The sequence below is a fragment of the Pseudomonadota bacterium genome, assembly GCA_008501635.1.
GTDB lineage: Bacteria > Pseudomonadota > Gammaproteobacteria > QQUJ01 > QQUJ01 > QQUJ01.
In genome coordinates this window covers 287337-306111 of sequence record QQUJ01000010.1, presented here as the reverse complement: position 1 = coordinate 306111, position 18775 = coordinate 287337, and the positions used below count along the sequence as shown (strand labels likewise).

Annotated in this window: 22 protein-coding genes and 1 tRNA gene; 6 read left to right on the top strand and 17 right to left on the bottom strand. The window is 62.3% G+C overall.

Annotated elements, in window-relative coordinates:
* The first annotated feature begins 125 nt into the window (after nt 1–125).
* Nucleotides 126–626 (top strand): hypothetical protein, encoded by a 501-nt coding sequence (locus DWQ09_03825; GenBank protein KAA3629391.1) that lies wholly within the window; start codon nt 126–128, stop codon nt 624–626.
* A gap of 41 nt (nt 627–667) precedes the next feature.
* Nucleotides 668–770 (top strand) — tRNA-Pro (locus DWQ09_03820).
* A gap of 257 nt (nt 771–1027) precedes the next feature.
* Here DWQ09_03820 and DWQ09_03815 read toward each other — a convergent pair.
* Entirely contained in the window at nt 1028–2014 is a 987-nt protein-coding gene (locus tag DWQ09_03815) for an IS1595 family transposase (protein ID KAA3629390.1), read from the bottom strand.
* 29 nt (nt 2015–2043) lie between these two features.
* On the opposite strand from DWQ09_03815, the gene DWQ09_03810 reads away from it, so the two are divergent.
* The gene (locus tag DWQ09_03810) at nt 2044–2790 is read left to right on the top strand and encodes a ComF family protein (protein ID KAA3629389.1); all 747 of its coding nucleotides are present in this window, start codon (nt 2044–2046) and stop codon (nt 2788–2790) included.
* Between the two features lie 121 nt (nt 2791–2911).
* On the opposite strand, the gene DWQ09_03805 is transcribed toward DWQ09_03810, so the two are convergent.
* Entirely contained in the window at nt 2912–3808 is an 897-nt protein-coding gene (locus tag DWQ09_03805) for a 4-hydroxybenzoate octaprenyltransferase (protein ID KAA3629388.1), read from the bottom strand.
* Between the two features lie 130 nt (nt 3809–3938).
* Nucleotides 3939–6056, bottom strand: coding sequence for an ATP-dependent DNA helicase RecG (locus DWQ09_03800; GenBank protein KAA3629387.1), 2118 nt, complete (start codon nt 6054–6056; stop codon nt 3939–3941).
* Nucleotides 6057–6347: 291 nt separating this feature from the next.
* Between DWQ09_03800 and DWQ09_03795 the strand changes: the two genes are divergently transcribed.
* Complete coding sequence (locus DWQ09_03795; protein ID KAA3629386.1) at nt 6348–6686, top strand: response regulator; 339 nt, start codon at nt 6348–6350, stop codon at nt 6684–6686.
* 8 nt (nt 6687–6694) lie between these two features.
* Here the strand turns inward: DWQ09_03795 and DWQ09_03790 are convergent, their stop codons facing one another.
* From DWQ09_03790 to ybaK, 6 genes are all read right to left on the bottom strand, one after another.
* Entirely contained in the window at nt 6695–7138 is a 444-nt protein-coding gene (locus tag DWQ09_03790; GenBank protein ID KAA3629385.1) for a hemerythrin domain-containing protein, read from the bottom strand.
* Between the two features lie 49 nt (nt 7139–7187).
* Nucleotides 7188–8678, bottom strand: a complete 1491-nt coding sequence (locus tag DWQ09_03785) for an ATP-grasp domain-containing protein (GenBank protein KAA3629384.1) — start codon at nt 8676–8678, stop codon at nt 7188–7190.
* 18 nt (nt 8679–8696) lie between these two features.
* On the bottom strand, nt 8697–9815 hold the full coding sequence (locus DWQ09_03780) for a GNAT family N-acetyltransferase (GenBank protein KAA3629383.1): 1119 nt from the start codon (nt 9813–9815) through the stop codon (nt 8697–8699).
* A 98-nt stretch (nt 9816–9913) separates the two neighbouring features.
* Complete coding sequence (locus tag DWQ09_03775) at nt 9914–10423, bottom strand: hypothetical protein (GenBank protein KAA3629382.1); 510 nt, start codon at nt 10421–10423, stop codon at nt 9914–9916.
* A gap of 33 nt (nt 10424–10456) precedes the next feature.
* Nucleotides 10457–10786, bottom strand: coding sequence for an antibiotic biosynthesis monooxygenase (locus tag DWQ09_03770; protein KAA3629381.1), 330 nt, complete (start codon nt 10784–10786; stop codon nt 10457–10459).
* 48 nt (nt 10787–10834) lie between these two features.
* On the bottom strand, nt 10835–11308 hold the full coding sequence (gene ybaK, locus DWQ09_03765) for a Cys-tRNA(Pro) deacylase (GenBank protein KAA3629380.1): 474 nt from the start codon (nt 11306–11308) through the stop codon (nt 10835–10837).
* Between the two features lie 333 nt (nt 11309–11641).
* Here ybaK and DWQ09_03760 point away from each other — a divergent pair, with 333 nt between their 5' ends.
* Nucleotides 11642–11917 (top strand): hypothetical protein, encoded by a 276-nt coding sequence (locus DWQ09_03760; GenBank protein KAA3629379.1) that lies wholly within the window; start codon nt 11642–11644, stop codon nt 11915–11917.
* Nucleotides 11918–11980: 63 nt separating this feature from the next.
* Here DWQ09_03760 and DWQ09_03755 read toward each other — a convergent pair whose 3' ends face one another.
* The 8 genes from DWQ09_03755 to DWQ09_03720 form a co-directional block, all read right to left on the bottom strand.
* Nucleotides 11981–12448, bottom strand: coding sequence for a thioesterase family protein (locus DWQ09_03755; GenBank protein KAA3629378.1), 468 nt, complete (start codon nt 12446–12448; stop codon nt 11981–11983).
* A 48-nt stretch (nt 12449–12496) separates the two neighbouring features.
* Complete coding sequence (locus DWQ09_03750) at nt 12497–13270, bottom strand: molecular chaperone DnaJ (GenBank protein KAA3629377.1); 774 nt, start codon at nt 13268–13270, stop codon at nt 12497–12499.
* Nucleotides 13267–13980, bottom strand: a complete 714-nt coding sequence (locus DWQ09_03745) for a VWA domain-containing protein (GenBank protein ID KAA3629376.1) — start codon at nt 13978–13980, stop codon at nt 13267–13269. Before DWQ09_03745 ends, DWQ09_03750 begins: the two co-directional genes overlap by 4 nt.
* 120 nt (nt 13981–14100) lie before the next feature.
* Entirely contained in the window at nt 14101–14802 is a 702-nt protein-coding gene (locus tag DWQ09_03740) for a rhomboid family intramembrane serine protease (protein ID KAA3629375.1), read from the bottom strand.
* Nucleotide 14803: 1 nt separating this feature from the next.
* Nucleotides 14804–15679, bottom strand: a complete 876-nt coding sequence (locus tag DWQ09_03735) for a TraB/GumN family protein (GenBank protein KAA3629374.1) — start codon at nt 15677–15679, stop codon at nt 14804–14806.
* A gap of 67 nt (nt 15680–15746) precedes the next feature.
* Entirely contained in the window at nt 15747–17033 is a 1287-nt protein-coding gene (locus DWQ09_03730) for an MFS transporter (GenBank protein KAA3629373.1), read from the bottom strand.
* Nucleotides 17034–17072: 39 nt separating this feature from the next.
* The gene (locus DWQ09_03725) at nt 17073–17255 is read right to left on the bottom strand and encodes a CPXCG motif-containing cysteine-rich protein (GenBank protein ID KAA3629837.1); all 183 of its coding nucleotides are present in this window, start codon (nt 17253–17255) and stop codon (nt 17073–17075) included.
* Nucleotides 17255–17737 carry a GNAT family N-acetyltransferase gene (locus DWQ09_03720; protein ID KAA3629372.1) on the bottom strand — a complete coding sequence of 161 codons (483 nt, stop codon included), beginning with the start codon at nt 17735–17737 and terminating at the stop codon, nt 17255–17257. Before DWQ09_03720 ends, DWQ09_03725 begins: the two co-directional genes overlap by 1 nt.
* A 69-nt stretch (nt 17738–17806) precedes the next feature.
* On the opposite strand from DWQ09_03720, the gene DWQ09_03715 reads away from it, so the two are divergent.
* On the top strand, nt 17807–18763 hold the full coding sequence (locus DWQ09_03715; protein ID KAA3629371.1) for a DMT family transporter: 957 nt from the start codon (nt 17807–17809) through the stop codon (nt 18761–18763).
* The last annotated feature ends 12 nt before the right edge of the window (nt 18764–18775 follow it).

Genomic DNA, 18775 nt, shown 5'->3' with positions numbered 1-18775 from the left:
TATTGCAGCCCCATAAGTGAAAGCCCAGAATGCTGACGGCATTCCGGGCTTCCTGAGACTCGGGGCTTATGCCGCGCAAGGCATGACATCCCTTAAACGTTAGTTAACCGTGGCGACGATTAACGATGGATAGACTAAAGAAACACCTTGATTTTGTCAAGGCACAAATCGCCTATAATCATAAGTGCCTACAAAAATTTAGCGAAAACTCAAGGGGTTGGCAAAATTGTGCCGACCGCATCAAGAAATTCGAATCCCTCTACGCCGACTTAGAGCAATTTAGTCGCGGCGAAGCAGCGCAAGTTGATCACCCTACCAGCGATGTACCCAGGCTCACACTGTTGCCGTCAGATCTTGAGGGCCTTCCCGAAGAGTTGATTAAGCAACTCGCTATAGGGCCTAGCGAACAGGCGGATTTCCAGATCCTCTCAATAATTGAGGAATACGGCGGAGTAGCCAGCCTCGATCAAATCATCATTGCGCTGTACAAGAAAACCGGCGAAATCTCTGAGCGATCAAAACTTAATTCGAAGCTGTACAGGATTTCGCAAAAAGGTCTTATCAAGAACGTAGAGGGCAAAAAGGCTGTATACGCCATTAAAGACTATAAAGGGGAAATACCATGAACACTTAAAAACAGAACCGCTCCGAAGAGCGGTTCTGCTTTGCCGGTGTGGCGAAAATGGTATACGCGCTAGGTTTGGGTCCTAGTGGGCTGTGATCCTTTGCCGAGGTAGCCCATGCAGGTTCGATCCCTGTCACCGGCACCACCTTAGGTGGTGGGTTAAGAGAGCGGACCTATCGCCGCTTACCGGTCAGTTGCGCCTGCGATGTTAGTACAGGACCTTAGGTAAGTCTAGTAAGACGCTCTCACCTCTCAACATAGGAGGTGAGATATGAACACTGTAAAAACCGTTCATGTCCGTGCCTATGTGCGTCGCCGCTTCGGTCGTCTGGAGCGAGTATGCGCACATTGGCGCTCTTGGCCGAAATAGGTCAGCAATCGACGGGGCAGGAAACTGCCCCGTCACTCCGCTGGAGCCTTGTACATCAACCGCTTGCCTTCAGCCTTCTTTATAACCGTTATAACTCGCTCACCGTCCGTGATCTTCCGCGTGTTGTATCGGAAGGCGAATTCCCCCACATAGCGGTGCAGATGCTTCTTGCTGACGCTGTGGAACGTGCCGTTGATTCCGCGTTTGAGGATCGAAAAGAAGCCTTCTACGGCGTTCGTGGTCACATCGCCCCGAGAGTACTCGCCTCGGCTGTGAACTACCGTGTGATGACCACCCTCGAACTCTTTGCCCAAACCTTTGTAGAAGCTGGCTTCGTCAGTCATGATCTTGGCGCTTTGGTCCACATTCTCGCGGATCATCCGCTTGAGGTTCTTGGCGTTGACCTTATCAACGACAGCGGCGCGCACGTCGCCATTACGTTCAACGATGGCTACCACGGGTGGCTTGTCAGTCCCACGGCCTCGTTTCTTTGGGTTTTGGGGGCCACGGTGCCGGGGTTTCCCGCCTACGTAGGTTTCATCGACCTCAACCGTTCCAGTCAATGGGCGTGGCGCACCGGGTTCATCCGCCATGGCGAATCGGATGCGGTGCATCATGAACAGAGCGCTTTTATAGGTCACTTGAGTCTGGCGCTTAATCTGAAGGGCTGAAACACCCTTTTTACTGGCACAGGCAGCCCAGAACGCGTAGCACCAGTGGCGCAGGGGAATACGGGAATCTTCAAACACGGTGCCAACGCGAACGGTGTATTGCTTTCCGCAGTCCTTACAACGCCACAGGAACCGCTTGTTACGCTCACCATCACGGCCCTTCATCTGGTAGACGTTCTCAGACTCGCAGTGCGCACAGATTGGCATATCACCCCACCGTTGCGCTTCTAAGAACAGCACGGCAGCGGTTTCATCAGCGCAGGCCCGTGGGATATTGTTAACGATGGTGTCGATTTTCTTGTTCATGGGCTTAGTATTGCCCATTATTATATTTGTGTCAAGTATCATATTAACACACCCCAAGGAGGGGGTGACAAATGACTAAAGATCAATGGTTTGCGTTAGGTACACACTTCCGAGGAAGTATACAGCACTGGCTCTATCCGCCCACCTGCGTCTTGTGCGGAGACCATGCACCCGGCCGGCGCGATCTGTGCCCGGGTTGTCAGCAGGAGCTGACGGTCAGTGACCCCTGCTGCCCGATCTGCGCCCTCCCCACCGCGGCGGGCACCACTCACCTGCCGTGCGGGCGGTGCCTGAAGAAACGCCCGCTGTTTGATCGCTGTCTCACCCCGTTCCGCTATCTGCCACCCGCCGACGAGTTGATCGGCGGGCTCAAATTCCAGGGCCGTCTGAGCCATGCACGGGTGTTGGGTGATCTGCTGGTCGACTACCTGCAACAGCGGCTTACGCCGGGTACCTACCCGCAGGCGCTGATCCCGGTGCCGCTGCACCCGCGGCGCCTGCGCGAACGCGGCTTCAACCAGGCGCTGGAGCTGGCGCGCCCGCTGGCGAGGCGGTTGCAGATCCCGCTGCAACCACAGCGGTGCCGACGACAGCTCCCCACATCCCAGCAGACCGGACTCAGCGCACTGGAGCGACGCCGCAACCTGCACGGCGCTTTTCGTGTCAGGGATCTCCGGAACATCCGCCACGTCGCACTGATCGACGATGTCGTCACCACCGGTGCCACGGTCACCGAACTGACACGCATGCTGCGTCGCGCGGGCGTGGAGCGGGTGGAGGTGTGGGCGGTGTGCCGCACACCGGCGGCGGGGCGGTAGGAGCGGCGGAAGCCGCGAATATTGATTCAGCTTTGTCTCGCGCAAAGAACGCAAAGGGTTTGTTTTGCCTGGCGATCTTGGCGCCTTTGCGCGAGACAAAGTTCAATAATACCCGCAGCCTCTACACCCCAACCCGCCCCCGCGCCCAGAAATCGAGTACCACTCCGCAGAAGACCACCAGACCGAACCAGTTGTTGTGCAAAAATGCCCTGAAACAGGCAGCGGGTTCGCGTTCGCGGATCATCCACTGCTCATAGATCGCCAGCCCGGCCGCGACCGTCAGTCCCATGTAATAGAAGCCGCCCAGTTTGGCCTGCTGCCCGATGAGAAACAGCGCACCCAGCACCAGCGCCTGCAGGATCCCGATGATCAACTTGTCCAGTTCGCCGAACAGGATGGCGGTGGATTTGATGCCGATCTTCAGATCGTCCTTGCGGTCCACCATGGCGTACATGGTGTCGTAGGCGGTGGCCCAGAGGATGGCCGTCACGTACATCAACCAGCCCAGTGCCGGCACCGTACCGGTCTGCGCCGCAAACGCCATCGGCACCGCCCAGCCAAACGCCGCCCCCAGCACCACCTGCGGCAGGTAGGTATGGCGCTTGGAATAGGGGTAGACCGCCGCCAGCGCCAGGCCGATGAGCGAGAGCCCGATGGTGAGCCAGTTCATCAGCAGCACCAGGGCAAAGGCGCACAGCGACAATACCGCAAAGGCCACCACTGCCTCGCGCGGCCGGATGCGACCGGCGGGGATCATGCGCGCCTGGGTGCGGGCCACGTGACCATCGAAGTGACGATCGGCGTAATCGTTGATGGCGCAGCCGGCGGAGCGCATCAGAATCACCCCCGCCACGAACACCGCCACCACCAGCGGATCGGGACGGCCGTCACCGGCAATCCACAACGCCCACAGCGGCGGCCACAACAGCAGGTAGATGCCGATCGGCTTGTCGAGCCGCACCAGGCGCGCAAAATCAGGCAGCCGCCCGGGCAACCGTTCGACCAGACGCGCCATCATCGCGGTCGCCGCCACGGCCGGGTTACTGGGTTGCGAAGCGGGGTGTCACCGCGCATTGTTTGCCTGCACCTCATCGATCAACTGGGCGCGTATTCTACATCTTTGCGGGAAACTGAGGACGGGCTGCGCCTCACACGGTTCCGTAGCGCGGCGCTTCGCCCAACCAACGCCGGATCAGGGGATCCACATGGCCGGGATAACGGCTGAACAGCTCAGCCGCCACCCGCTGCACCTGGGGAATCAGCGCCTGATCGCGCAGTAGATCAGCCACCTTGAGCTGCAACATACCGCTCTGGCGCGTGCCGAGCACCTCGCCGGGACCGCGCAGCTCCAGATCGCGGCGCGCCACCTCGAAGCCATCGTTGGTCTCGCGCAAGATCGCCAGCCGCTCGCGCGCATTGTCCGACAGCGGTGGTTTATAGAGCAGCACACAGTGGCTCTGCGCGGCACCCCGACCCACGCGGCCGCGCAGCTGGTGGAGCTGCGCCAGGCCCAGCCGCTCCGGATTCTCGACGATCATCAGGCTGGCGTTGGGCACGTCCACACCCACCTCGATCACAGTCGTCGCCACCAGCAGATCGATTGCGGCGGCGTTGAAGGCCGCCATCACCCCTTCCTTCACCGCCGCTTTCATGCGCCCGTGCACCAACGCCACACGCAACTGCGGCAACGCCGCCGCCAGCTGCTGTGCAGTCTCCTCCGCGGCCTGCGCCTGCAGCGTCTCCGACTCCTCGATCAGGGTGCACACCCAGTAGGCCTGACCGCCACCCGCGCAGACCGACTCGACCCGCTGCAGAACCTCGCCACGCCGCGTATCGGGCAGCGCCACCGTGGTCACCGGCGAACGCCCCGGCGGAAGCTCATCGATCACCGAGGTGTCGAGATCGGCATAAGCGGTCATCGCCAGGGTGCGCGGGATCGGTGTGGCGGTCATGATCAGCTGGTGCGGATGGCTGTCGCCGGCCTGCCCCTTGTTGCGCAACGCCATGCGTTGGTGAACGCCAAAGCGGTGCTGCTCGTCGACGATGACCAGCCCCAGGTTATTGAAGCGCACGTCATCCTGAAACAGCGCGTGGGTGCCCACCATGAGCTGGGTCGCGCCCGCGCTCAATGCTTCCAGCGCCTGCTGACGGGCGCGTCCGCGACTCTTGCCCCCGAGCCACCCCACAGCGACATTGAGCGGGGTCAACCAATGGGCAAAGTTCTTCAGATGCTGTTCGGCGAGCAGTTCGGTGGGCGCCATCAGCGCCACCTGATAACCCGCCTCGATCGCGCCGAGCGCGCAGAGTGCCGCGACAACGGTTTTACCCGAGCCGACATCCCCCTGCACCAGGCGCAACATCGGGTGGTCTTCGGCAAGGTCTGCGCGCACCTCGTCGATGACGCGCCGTTGGGCGCGGGTGAGTCGAAAGGGCAACGCGGCCGCCAACGCTGAACTGAGCGTGCCATCACCGCGCAGCATCGGCGCCCGATGACGCTTCATACGCTCGCGCAGCCGCCGCAGACTGAGGTGCTGTGCCAACAGTTCTTCAAACGCCAGGCGCTGTTGCGCCGGATGGCGCCCGGTGCGCAGGGCTGCCAGATCCACCTCGGGAGGGGGTCGATGCAGCAGACGTAACGCAGTGTCCAGCACGGGCATTTTGAGCATGCGCAGCACGTCATCGGGCAACCACTCGGTCAATGCGCCCGCGTGCAGCAACAGCAATGCCGCATCGGTCAGGCGCCGCAACGTCGCCTGACCCACGCCCTCGGTCGTCGGGTAGATGGGCGTCAGTGTCTCCTCGGCACCCTCTTCTGCACCCGCAATGACAAAGCGATACTCGGGGTGTACCAGCTCCAGGGTCGCGGGACCGCGGCGCACCTCACCAAAACAGCGTACCCGGCGCCCGCGCTCGAAGGCGCGCTGCTGTTGAGTCGAAAAGTGAAAGAGACGCAAGGTCAGCGAACCGGTGCCGTCGCTCACCCGCACCAGCAGCGCGCGGCGTCTGCCGAAGGCGATCTCGGCGAGCTGCACCTCGCCTTCGATCACCACCTCGTCGCCCGCGCGCAGCGCGCCGATGGCGGTGACGCGGGTGCGATCCTGATAGCGCAACGGCAGGTGAAACAGCACATCCTGGACGGTAACGATGCCCAGGCGTTGCAGACTCTGTGCAACCCGTTCCCCGATGCCCCGCAGTTGCGTCACCGGCAGTTCGGAAAGATTCGCTGCAGCTTGTGAGCGGCTTGAGGACGTGGCCCTGACCTCGATGTGAAAGAAACGAAGGCCCGATTGTAACGCATCGCCAGCGCAATCAGCGCCACGGTCGCGATCTCGGCCTGCGCATCGTGGCCGAAGGTGTGGAGACCGGGGAGCACGCGGCGTATCTACGTCAACGCGAGCGCGATGAGGTGCAGGGCCACAACTTAGCCGGGCCGCTGTCGACGTCCGATTTCGCCAACTGCCCGGCGCAACCGCCTGCGTTCGAATTGATCGGAATGGCGAGCGACAAGACGCATCGCACAGGGTTGACTCGGCGACGACAACGTACTCAACGCGCGGTTGCGCAATGAAAACGACAGGTTACTTGCCGCCAGCGAGCCCGAACCGGCGTTCAGGTTGCTGGCGCGCCATCGCGCGGGCCTGATCATCAGAGATCTGCGCATGCCCAGGATATCGGGGATCGAGTTCATGAAGCGCTGCCGCCAGCTGCGCCCGGAGGCCGCGCGCATCATTCTCTCTGGAGCCGACGAGCGCGATGCCGTACCGACGCCAATCAACGATGTCAGTGTGTACACATATCTCACCAAACCAGGGGACGACAGCGCGTTACGCAACATGGCACGCGAAACGCTCGGTGGCGCCGTTAAGGCACGAACCGAGATCGCCGCCGCGAAGTAGCATTGCTGCTAGCGGGTAAGCTGCTGCTCCAGATAGGTCAAATCCTCTTCCGGCAGATTCTGCTCGGCGAACGGGAAGAGCACGTCTTCCTCAAATCGCACATGTGACTTCAGGCCATCGCCGAGCGCGTTGAGCAGGGGTGCGTCGACGGGGGCGTTGGCACCCGACAGACGGCGCAGCTGCATAACAGAGCGGCGCAGCTGAACGTGCTGGGCCAATGTCTCCATGATCTCCCCGGCATCATCGCCGGCACGCTGCGCTAAAAGAGGGAGGAGCAGTTCCTCCTCGTCGCGAAAGTGCTGCGCAATCTCGGCATCCCAAAAACCTAAAAATGCGAGACCCAGTTCACGCGCCTGTGCGGCGTTGCCGGCAAAGTCGCGCAGCCGCTTTGCCTGCACCAGCGCCGGATGATGTTCGCGGGACAGAGGTTGGAGACCGTCGTGACGCTTCATGAGTCAAATCCTTGCCAGTATGGGAAAGGCAAGGATAACAAAGCTTGCCTCATGTCGTTGAATCACCCGCCCGGCGCCCCCGTCCCTCAAGACGCCGCAGAAACTCCGCGCATACCATCCGGTAGAGCTCATCCTTGAGACAGGCATCCTCAACGCCGGCATCGATATTGGGATTATCGTTGACCTCCATGACGAACAGGCCATCTTCGTTCTGCTTGATATCGACGCCGTACAATCCCTTGCCGATGTTGCGCGCCGCTTTCAGGGCGATGCGCACCACCTCCTTGGGCGCATCGTCAACCAGGTAGCTGCGCGAATCGCCGGCACTCGATTTTCCGTTGGCGCCGTGACGCACGATCTGCCAGTGCTGCTTGCTCATGAAGTACTGGCAAACGAACAGCGGCTCGCCATTGAAGAGCCCGACGCGCCAGTCGAATTCGGTGTAGAGAAACTCCTGCGCCAGTATCAGATCCGATTCGCGAAACAGCCGTTCAGCGTACTCCCGGCACTCGCGCTGATTGCGTGCCTTGTAGACGCCACGCGAGAACGAACCGTGCGGGATTTTTAGAACCAAGGGAAACTCGAGTTGCGCTGCGATATCCACCGGCTCGCCCTTGCGTAACACCAGCGTCTTGGGTGCCGGCACCTTGTGCTGTTGAAACAGTTCGTGCAGGTAGACCTTGTTGGTGCATCGCAGGATGGAATCAGGATCGTCGATGACCACCATGCCTTCGGATTCCGCCTTCTTGGCAAAACGATAGGTGTGATGATTGACCGCGGTGGTTTCGCGAATGAACAGCGCATCGTATTCGGCGAGACTCGCATAATCCTTGCGCTCGATGAGTTCCACGTCGAGTCCCAGCGCACGACCAGCCTTCTGAAAACCCTGCAGTGCGCGTTTATTGGAGGGCGGCAGTTTCTCATTGGGATCCCAAAGAATCGCCATATCGTAGCGATAGACGTTCTTGGTGCGCGGGCGCACCCAGCGGCGATGGGTGTGAGCTTCAAACGCCGCGGCGAACAGCTCCACCTGATCACTCGGCAGGGCGTTCAGATGCGCCGCCTTGAGACTGCCGATACGCCATTTGTCGGCGCGGCGGAACTCCACTTTGAGCAGTGGGGCGCGGTAGAGTTCGAAGAGCTGCCGGCCGAGCTCCTCGAGCTGCGGCTCCTGGGTCTGGCCGAAGATCACCAACACCTCGAAAGCGGTGAAGGTGAGCCCGGCACCGCGCTTTTTCAGGCTCTTGTTGACCAGTGAATCGAGATCCTCCACGCCGAGGCTGTAGATCGCCTTGCTGCTCAGGTCCTGCAGCGTTCGCACCGAGGGAATGACGCGATGATGGCGCGCCTCGGCGAGCAGCGAACAGTAGTAGCCGGTACCGAGGTAGCGATAGCTGCGACACAGGTTGACGACATGCAATCCCTTGGCTTCGAGATAACGGGGATCGGTCAGATAGTCGTTAATGGAGACCAGTTCGGTCTCCGGCAATCCTTCCATCCAATCCTTGGGGTGATCGACGACAACGATGTAATTGCCCATGGCGATTGCGAAACTCCTCTATTTCTTCTGCGCGCCGGCATCTTCGACACGACGTTTGATGATCAGCACCGCCCGCTGGGCCGATTTGCCGTAACGGGCCATACGTTCGAAATCCTTGCGCAGTATCGGCATGTTGATGCAGTCCGACGCCGTCTTGCCCTTCTCCTCGTCGATGTAGGGATCGTGAACATAGATAAAGCGTTCATCGAAGCCGGTGACCACCACCCAGTGGGGGAATTTCTCACGGTAGATGCGGTAGGAACTGACCAGCACCAGGGGAATGGCGCCGGCCGCAAAGTGCGCCTCGAGCCGAGCGACGGGTACCCGATCATGGTAGAGCCGAATCGGCAGTTCCGCGATCTCCTCTTCAAAATCCTCCTGCACCAGCGCGATCACCTCTTTCTTCTCCGGGCTGCGCACCGAGTCGAGGAACAGCGCGCCCGGATCGGAGACATGGATCTCGACATCGAAGCCGCGGTGATAGGCCGCCAACGCCAGCCCGTACGGACCGCAACCGCCGTGACCCGAGGTCATGTAGATCGTGGTCGCCTCGCGCCAGATGCGCAGTTCCAGTTTGCGGTTGAGCACCAGCTGCGGATCCAGCGTCGCCAGCGCCATCATCAGTGCCGCCGGACCGCAGGTGAACTCCAGGCTTTGCCGGTAGTGAGGTACGGTGGCGAGATCCGTCGTCAACTCCGGCGCCAGGGATTTCTCCAGGCGGATCGCATCGGCGTGATCCTCATAGTAGTCCGCGACGTAGCCAAACTGGCGATAGCCCAGCGAGTGATAGAGTTGCAGTGCCGCCGCGTTGTCGGGTCGCAGCTCGAGGCGCATGGAGACGCACTCCCCATCGACCGCTACCTGCTCGGCAGCCTCCGCCAATGCCCGACCGATGGCGTGACCCTGCCAATCGGGATCCACTGCGATCGAGTAGAGACGCGCCAGCGAGGTGCCATCCGAGAATAACACCATGGCGTAGCCGCACACCTGTCCTTCGCGCTCATCGACCAACGTGGCCGCATGGCCCTTGGTCAGCATATAGCGGAAGTTGCGGCGCGACAGCCGGTCGGTTTCAAAGCAGCGGTTTTCGATCTCGACCAGCTGGTCGAGATCTTCCAGAGTGGCGTCACGTATCATCGGTAGTGGTAGGCACGCTCAAAGCCGCCCTATGATGGGGCACTTCGTACCGTTCTGCCATGGACACCCGAAAATATTTTCCAGGCTCACCCCACCCGCTACTGCAGATGGGCGATCAGGCGCACCACCTTCTCGTGTCTTGTGCGTAGAGCTGGGTTGTCGAAACGAAATGCCAGCACCTCGTCCGTTGCACTGCTGACCATATTGAGATAACGCAGCGAGAAGGAACGATTCATCTCCTGCAGCCGCTCCTGTTGGGTTGGATCGGCGGCAGCACTGCGCGGCACTCTTTTGAGGAAGGCGCCCCAACCCCGCGCCAGGTGATGAAACTTGCGTGCGCTGTTGTAGAGCCAATGGGTGAAACGCGCCAACTCGGTGCGTTCGGCGGCCGAGAGTCCGGTGGGCAGCGCCTCGCGGGAGAGCGCGGTCAGCTGTGCACCGATGGCGTGAATCTCCTGCATACGGCGCTCCGCTACCGCGAAACTCCACTGATCGTTGGCGACACGGTTGGCCGCGGCGGGCTCTACGCCCTGCGCCAGGGTGCTGGCAATCGACACCAACAGCGCGATGCAACCGGTCGATTTTCGCCATCGTTTCGTCGCGCGCATCAACCCCCTCTTGACCCGGTCGGCAGTCAAACCTCAACGCTCGTAACGGTACTCCCGTTCCACCTTCACCACCCGCAGGCGAAACTCTGCGTACCACTCGCTACGTCCACGTTCACGCGCAATGCGGTGCTCGGCATGGTCGCGCCAGCGGGCGATGTCGGCTTCGCTACGCCAGTAGGAGACGGTAATCCCCTCTCGCCCGCTACGCACCGACTCGATACCGAGAAAACCGGGTTGTTGAGCAGCCAATTCCACCATGCGCTGTGCAGCAGCATCGTACGCTTTGCCATCGTCCGGTACGCGTGTACTGGTAAAGATGACCGCGTAATACGGCGGTTCGGGGGTATTGGCTATCCAATTCATGCGCGACTCTCTGCAGCCATCATAAGAAGCGCGGGAGCGGCTGTCGACTCAGCGGGCAATGGCGGCAAACCGGGCACGGGTGAGCCGTTGCAGGTCCTCGGGAGCAAGTTCGATCTCCAGACCGCGCCGCCCCGCGCTGACATAGACGGTGTCCATTCCCTGGGCGGAACTGTCGATCAGCGTGGGGAGACATTTCTTCTGCCCCATCGGACTGATGCCGCCCACCACGTAGCCGGTCGCGCGCTCCGCTTCCCGGGTATCGGCCATCTCCGCCTTTTTGGCCCCGCAGGCCACCGCGATTGCCTTCAGGTCCAACTGCCGCACGACGGGGACGATGCCCACCGCGAGGCGTTTAACGTCGCCGTTGAGGCTGACCAGCAGGGTTTTGAAAACACGCTCCGGTACCACACCCAGCGCCTGCGCCGCCTCGATTCCATAAGATGCCGCAGCCGGATCGTGCCGGTACTCGTGGATCTTGTGGGAAATCCTGGCCCGTTTAGCGGCGTCGATAGCGGGTGTCATGGCCGATCAGGTGCAACACTACTGGACGATCGGCTCACGTTACCATAGCCCGGCGCGACCAGGCAGGGTCTTCCTTCGCCGTCTCTCCAGCCAGGTCCGGCTGCTGTTTGTGCTGTACCTGCCACTTGCCTTGTTGATCGCGCACCACTTGCACCCGCAATTCGCTACGCCTGCGGCGGACCCGCGCATAGCGGCCGATCTTGCACACCGCCATCTCCAGCTGAAACTAGGCATTGCTGTCCGCCATCGACATCGTCGCGCTGACGAAACTGCAGACCCGTCATTTGGCCCACGCCGGCCCCGGAGATTCAGGCCTTCTGTCACGGACTGAAAGTGGACGATCCTGCATTTCATCCCAAACAGCGGGTGGGGCTCGGTCCCACTCACTGCCACGAGCACTGCATCGATCTCAGGATCGCGCCCGGCGACCTGTTCCGTTCCTGTCCCGACCCCGAGACCGATGATACGACCTGCGAACTCGATTTCCGCGGTATCCCTCCGCCGAGGGTCAGGGACGTCGCCGACTACCGGCTGTGCTGCGTCGGCCTCTCCGCCTCGCTCAACCGGCACGGCGGGGAGTGGGCACGAGCGGTTCGTGCTGGCGCCTAACCGACCGATGCCTACTGCAGCGGTCAGCGCAACAGGCGGGCAGCCGACCGCGGTCCATCCGCTTCAGGCCACGACGTAGGCCCCGGTCCCTGTGGCTATCAGCTCGCCCTGATCGTTCTTCAGTTCGATGCGCGTCACCGCCACCTTGTTGCCGGTGCGCAGGATGAATCCAGTGGCCTCGAACCATTCGCCGAAACCCGGGCGCAGATAGTCGACACGCAGATCGATGGTGCCCAGCTTGGAAAACCGATCGAGTTTCTTCTCTAGCGCCTCGTCGCCCATCTTGTGTTGAATCCCGAGGAACGCGGTCATGCCGCCGGCGACATCGATCACTGAAGAGATGACCCCGCCGTGCAGATTGCCACGCATGAAGTTGCCGACCAGTTCGGGGCGCATGTCGAAACGGATCGCGGGCGAGTCGTAGTTGAGCGAGTGCACCCGCAGCCCCAGCACCCGGTTGAAGGGGATCTTCTGGTTGAAGACCTCTTCGATGATCTTCAGCAACTCGGCATCCTGTTCGATTTCGGTCATATCGGCTTCTGTCCCGGAAACGTGGGGTGTGCTGCTGGCGGCGGGGGCTCACTTCCCGAGCAGCAGATCCTTGGCTTGATTGATCTTGGCGGCGAGAAACGTGGAGCCGCCGCGATCGGGATGGAGCTTCTGCATCAGGCGCCGGTGCGCGGCGATGACAGCCGCTTCGTCCGCGCCCGGCTCCAGGCCGAGCACCTGATAGGCCTCCTCACGATTCATGGCCGCGCCCAGTGCGCCGTTCCCGCTGCCCGTCCGGCCACCGCGCGCCGTGAAGCGTTCGCGCCAGCTGTCCGGGTGCTCGCGATCGAGGTAGGCCTCGAGCACCGCCGCCGATTGTTCGTCGCTGCGGCATTCGCCGAGCAGCTCCAGCAGCTGATCAAGATCGAGCTCGCTCAGGCGTCTGCCCTTGAACGCGCCCTCCAGCACCAAGCCGGTCAGCGCCCCACTCTGGTGATCGAGGCTCATGCGCAGAAAGCGGGTATTGACCGTGGAACTCCGCCCGCCACTACCTGTTGCCGGCGATCCTCCCAGTCCACCGCCAGGGCCGCCCATCTGGCCCTTGAGGTGCTTGAACAGATTGAACGCGCGCCACGCCATCAGCAGCCGCTGGGCGAAGGGCAACGCGCCGCCGAGCAAAGCCCACAGCCAGTGTGCGCGGCCGCTGGCCGCCAACAGAATCAAGGCACCGGCCGCGATCCACAGCACGGACTGCCGCAGTTTCTGGGCGATCTGCTGCGGCGGGGTGCGCACGAACCAGCGGTAGCCAAAGAAACCGACGATGGCCAATCCGATGAGCAGAACGAGGAGAAAACGCCCGCTCATTGCTTGCCGATCTGGTGGGTCAGCTGCAGCGTCACGCCCCCCTTGCGCTGACTGTAGTCCTCCAGCGCCTTGCGTCCGCCCGCAGCAAAAACCGCTACTGCACTCAATAAATCGCGCAATTGCTGCGCGCTGCCGGCGTCGAAGCGGCAGTAGGCGCCGCGCGACAGTTGCGCGATCTGCCGGAAGGCGTGGGCCGCAACCGGATCGAAACCCTCGTGAAAAACGAACACCGGCACACCGAGCAGACCCAGCTGGCCGGCAAGCTGACCGAGCTGATCGGCATCCTCCTCCATGCAGTCACCAACGAAGACCAGCGCGTTGACGCGCCGACGCTCGGTTTCTTCGATAGTGTGCTGAAAGATGCGGCTGATCTGGGTCTGCCCGGCCAGGCAACTCACCGCCGTCATGCGTTTGAGCAGCGCATCGGCGTCACTGAGCCAGGGCGTGGCGGTGAACTCGAAGAAGCCGCGGTAGAAAGCCAACTGGATGTCGAGCCCGCCCAATGCCGCCGTCTCGGTGAACATCTCGGCCTGGATCTGCGCGGCGCGGTCCCAGGTCGGCCCGCGGCTGGCGGTGGCATCCATGGCGAAGATCAGGCGTCCGCGTTCACCGGCCGCGCGCGTAACCGGCGTCACCGCCAGTTTGTCGATGAAGTCGGCCACTTCGCTGCGACTGGAGCGCGCGGGCAGTTTGTCCTTGGGATCACTCATTCACGATAACAGTTGGTGGTGCCAAACGGCATTCTAACGCACCCATGCACAGACCTCGTGGTTCTCGCCCGGACCGTGACCTGGCCTGCCGGTGGAGCCTGGCGAATCTCGAGGATTGTTTTACCGCGGCGTCCGGCGCGCCGGGTGGAACAACCGCACCCCCTTGCGTTTGAAGGCAGGCAGCAGGGCCATGCCGACAACGAATCCCCCGGCATGGGCCATGAACGCCACCCCGCCTTGACCGGGCGCGGCGAGAGCGGTGTTGATGAGCTGCAGCACGAACCAGAAACCGAGCACCACTAAAGCGGGCAGTCGCAGCGTGTAGAAGATGAACCCGAGCGGGATCGCGACCAGGACCCGGGCATGGGGATAGAGCAACAGGTAGGCCCCCAACACGCCGGAGATGGCGCCGCTGGCACCGATCATGGGAATCACCGACGTGGGATCGATCAACGACTGCGCCAGGGCAGCACCGACACCACTCAACAGATAGAACGCGATGAACCTCCCGTGCCCCATGGCATCCTCGATATTGTTGCCGAAGATCCACAGGTAGAGCATGTTGCCGATCAGGTGCATCCAGCCACCGTGCAGAAACATCGAAGTAAACACCGTCAGCTCCGCCGGCAAAAGATCCAACTCGGGCGGTAGCTGTTTGCTGTCGAACAACACAGCGGGAATGACGCCGAAGCTGTAGATCGCGCGCTGTCCGGCCTCACCCAGCGAGAGCTGCCAGAAAAACGCCAGTACACAGGCAACGATCAGGCCGACGGTGAGAAACGGTGTGATCTCGATCGGATTGTCATCGTGCAGCGGAATCATCTCAGTAAACCGCGGTGACCTTCAGTCCCTGCGCGCGCAGCAGGGCGATCAATCCCGCTTCACCAGGGAGATGGAGCGCGCCAACGGCGATGAAGGCGCCACCTTCACGCAACCGTTTCTGCAACCGTTCGACCATGCGCCGATTACGCTCATCGATGAGGCGCGTCATCAGCGCCTCGCCGGCTTCGCGGTCGCCGAAGTGCAGGTGCTCGTCGCTCAGCTCGACCAGGCGGGTGAGGTTGCGCGAGAGATAGGCGTCGTACAGATCATTAAAGACCTTTTCCAACTGGTCCAGATGATCGAGCGTGTCCTTCAGCGCTGCGATCTGATCTTCCATCGGAATCTGATCGAGCACGGCCACCTGCTCGGCGACAGTCTCCAAGCCGTGAATGCGCTTCCCGAGACCGTCGGCGCGGGTAAAGAGCACCAGATCGAGGATTTCATCGCCGCGCGAACGGGGCGTGCTCAGCGTGGTGAGCACCACCCAGGGCTTGATGCGCGCCACCGCCGCTTCCGGATAACCGTACCCGGCCATGGCAGCGACCGTGCGCCGGTACGCTGATTCGTCGAGAAAATCCTTGAGGCTCTGCTCCGGCGGCAGCATGGAGGCCAGGGTGAGCTCCACGATCGCCGCCTCGTCGAGCACCACCTCCATCACATAGCTGTCGGAGCCATCGAGCGCCGCTTGCACAGGCTGCGGAAGGCGGTTGACCCGCGGGTCATCGGAGTGGATGGTGCCGAACAGATAACTCGGTTTGCCGGCGTCACCGTCGATACGCCACAGCAACCCCTGCTCTGTCGCAGCGGCGCCGCCTGCGAAACACATTGCCGCCAGCAACAGCCAGCGGATAAACATGTCACGACCCCGCAGGGCCATCGGTCCACAACTCGGCAAAACGCAACTCCTAGCCAAGGCTCATCAAGGGAGCACGGACCGGCAGCTGCTACACCTGCTGCCGGCAGTGGGTTTCACGGGTAAAAAGGATCAGCAGCGTCGCCAGCAACGCCCAGCCGAGCATCAGCGCAAAGCCCGCGCGGTAGGCCTCGACACCGTATGTACGCGCCCCGGCGACCAGTTCCCCGGCCCAGTGGCGATCCAGCATCCAGCCCACTGTCGGCTGCAGAACCATGGGACCCAGCATCACCCCCATATTGATCACGCCGGCCACCGTGCCGGAGAGGCGCGGCGGCACCGATTCCCGCCCAAACGCAAAGCCGAGGATCATACTGCCCGAAGCAAATCCGGCCAACAGCATCAAAGCCCAGAGCAGCGGCATCGGCAGCGCCGGCACCAGCAGTATCACGGCCCAGGCCGCCGTGAGGATGATACAGCCCAGCACGTAGAGCGGTTTGCGCCGGCCGATGCGATCGGATAATCCACCGAATACCGGTCCGCCCACCGCCCACGCCACCAACATCACCGAACACATCCCGGCCGCGTCGGCGGTGCTCATCCCGTAGTGGGTGGTGAGATAGGGCACTCCCCATAACCCGGAAAAGGTGAGTATGGATCCCACCACTCCGCCGGGTACCAGAAACAACAACCAGATGTTGCGAAAGCCCAGCACCCGCGCGATCCCCGCCAGTACGCCTTCCGTCGGGGTAGCGGGATCGGCGTGCCCGACGGCGTGGCTGCGATAGCCGCGTTCGCTGGGGTCATCGCGCACCACTACCCAGATGGCGATGGCCACCACCGCGGTTACCACGCCCGAGACCAGCATCACCGGGCGCCAGCCAAACTGATTGACCAGCAGGCGTAAGGGCACGCCCGCCGCCACCGCGCCTACGACACCGACAAAGAGCGCGATACCGCTGGTCAGTGCGAACTGGCGCGGTGCGAACCAATGGGCAGCGAGCTTGAGCATGCAGACGAAGGCCACGGCCACCGATCCACCAATCATCAGACGCCCCAGACTGGCCAATGCCAGGCTCTCCGACAGGGCAAAAAACAGTGTGCCCGCCGCCGCCACGCCCGCCCCCAGGGTGAGCAGACGTCGCGGCCCCCAGCGATCGGCCAGGATCCCGGTCGGTACCTGCATCGCCACGTAGCTGTAGAAATAGAACGCCGAGAGGTTCCCCAGAGCGGCCGCGCCGATGGTGAAATCGGCCATCAGCTCCCGCGTGATCACCGCCGGCGCCACCCGCTGGTAGAAGCCGATCAGATAGAGACAGGCACCCAGACCCCAAACCAGCCAGGCGAGGCGCAACGGCGGATACTGCACAATATTCATGACGGGTCAGAAATCCTTAAGTCAGGGCTTGCTGCGGGTTTACTCGTTGTCGCGGTTCAGGGTAACCAATGGCTTGCCCGACAGCGAGTCGACGACCGACACCACCATCGGCGCACAACAGACCGCGCAGTCCTCGATCCGGGTGTGGTCACCCTCGGACAGATCGAGGCCAATGGTGATGAACTCACCGCAATGCGGGCACGGGAGTTCCACACTATCGATCACAGCGACTCCAGATCCAGCTCGAAGTAACGCACTTCGGGATGGGGGTTGTGGTAGTAGGCCTCGATGGGGACAAAGCCCAGGCCGCGGTAGACCGCGTCGGCGCTCACCATCGAACTCAGGGTATCGAGGCGCATGGTGCGATAGCCGATCTCACGGGCCGTGTCCACCGCGGTGCTGGCCAGGTCCCATCCCAGGCCCAGTCCGCGCGCGATGGGTCGCACGTAGAGCCGCTTCATCTCGCACGCGCCCTCTTCATCGAGACCGCGCAGGCCGACACAGCCCACCGGCTGCCCGTCGACCAGCGCCAGCAGCAGGCGGCCCGCGGGCGGCGCATAGCAACCGGGGAGCGCCGCCAACTCCTGATCGAAGCCCTGGAAACAGAGACTGAATCCCAGTGACTCGCCGTACTCGAGAAACAGTGCGCGTACCGCCTCAATATCGGCATCCGTATGTGCTTGGCGAACCTTGCTCTTTCCCATAGGCCGGGTTTCCTGGTCAGCGACTACGCTACAATGCCGGCCGTTAACGAGACAACCATTGGATCTCCCATGAGTGCTGATTCCGCCGCTCCCACCCGCCGCGCCAACTGGCTGGCGGCCGCACCACCGCTGTTCGTGCTGCTGTGGAGCAGCGGTTTCATCGGCGCCAAGTATGGCCTGCCCTACGCCGAACCCTTCACTTTTCTACTCATCCGCTTTGCCCTGGTCACCGCGATTCTGCTGGTCGTCGCCCTGGCCATGCGCGCGCCCTGGCCCACCCACTGGCGCCTGATCGGTCACATCGCCGTCGCCGGCCTGATGATCCACGCCACCTATCTGGGAGGCGTCTTTACCGCGATCCACCTCGGCCTGCCCGCCGGCACCGCCGCGCTGATCACGGCCCTGCAGCCTTTGCTGACCGCCGTCGCCGCGGGACCGGTGCTCGGGGAACGGGTCACCGGACGCCAATGGCTCGGCTTTGGGCTGGGCCTGTTCGGCGTACTGCTGGTGGTGGCCAACAAAATGCATTTGGCCGAAGCCAATCTGCCCGCCGTGGCCTGCGCGGTGGTCGCGGTCCTGGGCATCACCGCCGGCACCCTTTATCAGAAGCGCCACTGCGGCGGCATGGATCTGCGCACCGGCTCCATCATCCAGTTCGCCGCCTCGGGCGTGGCGATGCTCCTGCTCGCGCCCTGGCTGGAGACCATGACCGTGCAATGGACGGCGGATTTCCTCTTCGCCCTCGGCTGGCTCACCTTCGTGCTGTCGTTGGGTGCCATCAGCCTGTTGCTGGTACTGATCCGCCGCGGGGCGGCGGCCAAGACCGCCAGCCTCTTCTACCTGGTGCCGCCGGTCACGGCGCTGATTGCCTGGGTGATGTTCGGCGAGCGGATGCAGGCGATCGGTATTGCCGGGATGCTGGTCACCATTGTCGGCGTGGCAATGTGTACTGCTTCACCCTTGGATGCCTCTTCAGCGAGTCGCCGCGGGGTCAACTGCAAGGCGCACGAGCGCAGGACTGGTTGACACCAATTCAAG